Origin of the sequence: Atopococcus tabaci DSM 17538 (assembly GCF_000429585.1) — a bacterium.
GTDB classification, from domain to species: Bacteria; Bacillota; Bacilli; order Lactobacillales; family Carnobacteriaceae_A; genus Atopococcus; species Atopococcus tabaci.
This window is the reverse complement of record NZ_AUCD01000115.1, coordinates 1-2397: the sequence shown is the minus strand read 5'-3', so window position 1 is coordinate 2397 and position 2397 is coordinate 1. Positions and strand designations below refer to the sequence as shown.

3 protein-coding genes and 1 pseudogene are annotated in these 2397 nt (G+C 47.6%); 3 read left to right on the top strand and 1 reads right to left on the bottom strand.

Features of this window, described 5'->3' with window-relative positions; all coding sequences use genetic code 11:
• Positions 1-91 precede the first annotated feature (91 nt).
• Positions 92-493 carry a nucleoside-diphosphate kinase gene (gene ndk / locus G470_RS0111515; protein ID WP_028274918.1) on the bottom strand — a complete coding sequence of 134 codons (402 nt, stop codon included), beginning with the start codon at positions 491-493 and terminating at the stop codon, positions 92-94.
• A 145-nt stretch (positions 494-638) separates the two neighbouring features.
• Between ndk and G470_RS14490 the strand changes: the two genes are divergently transcribed.
• The 3 genes and pseudogenes from G470_RS14490 (at position 639) to G470_RS0111500 (ending at position 2286) form a co-directional block, all read left to right on the top strand.
• Entirely contained in the window at positions 639-806 is a 168-nt protein-coding gene (locus tag G470_RS14490; protein WP_156908096.1) for a hypothetical protein, read from the top strand.
• Positions 807-827: 21 nt separating this feature from the next.
• Positions 828-1322 (top strand): annotated as a pseudogene (locus G470_RS15065) (cache domain-containing protein); the annotation flags it as partial.
• Positions 1323-1479: 157 nt separating this feature from the next.
• Positions 1480-2286, top strand: coding sequence for a methyl-accepting chemotaxis protein (locus G470_RS0111500; RefSeq protein ID WP_084172196.1), 807 nt, complete (start codon positions 1480-1482; stop codon positions 2284-2286).
• Positions 2287-2397: the final 111 nt, after the last annotated feature.

Sequence of the window (2397 nt, the reverse complement as noted above, 5' to 3'; positions counted from 1 at the left end):
TCCTTTCACCCTTACTATACTTCTATAAAAGAAAAATAGTAGGCAGAAACCCCCGTCGAGGTTTCTACCTACTAATCTTAGTATGTTTTTCTTATGCAAACCAAAGAGCAATTTCTCGTTCGGCGCTTTCCAGTGAATCGGATGCATGAACGGTATTTTCGGATAAACTGACCCCATATAACGACCGTATCGTGTTGTCTCCGGATTCTTGCGGGTTGGTTTTTCCGTTCAACGCCCGGACACGCTGGACCGCGTTTTCCCCCTCCAAAATGAGCGCCACCAGCGGACTCCTTGTCAGATAAGCGACCAAATCTTTGAAAAAGGGTTTCCCTTCATGTTCGGCGTAATGCCGTTGAGCAAATTCTGTTGAAACGTGCATCAACTTCAGTTCCATAATCTTCAAGTTGTTGCGCTCATACTCCGACAGAATACTCCCAATCAAATTCCGTTCCACTGCATCGGGTTTGATCAAAACCAATGTTCGTTCTACCATCTCCGCATTCCCCCTTTAAGTCTATTTATAATCAGTTTACCATGCGGGGCGAAAATAAATCTTCCTTGGCCTTTGGGGTAAAATATAGCAAAAATATGCCGATATCCTATAGGTGTGCAAACTTACTTATAAGGAGATTTACTGTATGAAAAAGAACTCTCTCAAAACCAAGTTAACCTTGGTGCTTATCATTATGTCTATCGCACCAGTGCTGACGGGACTGGGCTTTACATACTTCCAAACTGTCCAACAGATGACCGCTTTAGTGGAGAACGAAGGGAAAGGCACGGTTTCTGTCATCGATTACTTTTAAGATGGAAAAGCGGGTGAAGCACTGACGCTTGCGGAAAAATATGCGCAGCGCCCTGAAATGAAAGCCGCTTTTTTGGAAGGGGACAAAGAAAAAACCGACGACATCCTGCGCCCTTTGTTCGCTGCGCTGAATGAAGATATCGGATTGTCTGTCCTGGAACTGGGAAGCAGCGAAGGCGATGTGTTCGCCCGTGCGCATAATCCCGAAAAGTTCGGGGACAATAAGTCGGATAACCTTTCCGTCGCTGCCGCGTTGAACGGGGAAAGCGTCAGCGGTGTGGAAATGGGATCGAGCGGTCTGGCCATCCGGGCGGTTGTTCCCATCAAAGACAATGACCGGATTATCGGAACATTCCAAGTCGGATTCGACGACTCGGTATTGACCGACATTCAACATGCCATCAAAGAGGACATTTCTCTGTATACCAAAGATGTGCTGGCCCAGAGTTCTGATGAAAACCGGCAAAGCGATGTGGGGACGGCTTTGGACGATGCTGCCATTTATCAAAGGGTGTCAAATGGAGAACTGGTGGAAATTCCTCCCGCCTTTCTGTTTCGGCAAACGAGAGTTCCGATTCCAATCAATAAATGGTGCTGGCAGTCAACAAAATTGCTTCTGGAAGCAGTGAGATGGCCGAAACGCTCACAGAGGCCCACGAGAAACAATCAAAGCAATGGCAAGGAACGTTGCGTATGCAAGCGAGGGAATGGAAACCACGACCCATTCTGCCGCACAATCGTTGGAAGTGGTAGCCCAGGGACAAAAAGCGGTGGAAGGGTCAGAACGGACCACGCGGAAAATTGTGGACACGTTTGCCGAATTGAAACAATCCATCAATGAGCTGAGCGGGTTAATCGGCAACGTCAGCACAATCACAGACGTGATTGACTCGATTTCCTCACAGACCAACTTGTTGGCGCTTAATGCGTCCATCGAAGCCGCCCGGGCAGGTGAAGCCGGAAAAGGGTTTGCCGTGGTGGCGGAAGAAGTGCGGCTGTTGGCAGAAAAATCAACTTCATCCGCCAAAGAAATCGCAGATATCATTCAAGTGACGGGTGAGAAAAGCCGGACGGCCGTTGAAAAAATTCAAGGAACGGAAGAAGCGGTGGCGGCTCAGGAAGAGGCCGTTGCCGTTACCAAAGATTCGTTTCGTGACATTCAGTCAACCATGGAACAGATTGCGGAACAGACGACCGCTACATCTGAGCTGTTGACGCAGATTGACGGCGCCGCCCAGTCCATTGCGGATAAGATGCAGGATATTTCTGCTGCTGGCGAACAGTCTGCCGCGAATGCGCAAGAAATCTACGCATCCAGTGAAGAGCAGCAGGCATTGACAAAAGTGATTACTTCATTTGCATCCGGCACTTCAGACACGGCAGAAAAACTGAAAACAGAAATCGCCCAATTCACAATCAATGAAGAGAAGGAGACGGAAATTTCTATGGTGATAGAAGAGGCCGCCTACCAGACGCATTAATCGAATAAGATGATCCAGAGGCTGGGACAAAAGCCACTAAATAAAAACGACGAGAAATTAGATTAACTAATTTTCTCGTCGTTTTTGCTATATATAATTAGGCATACAAAA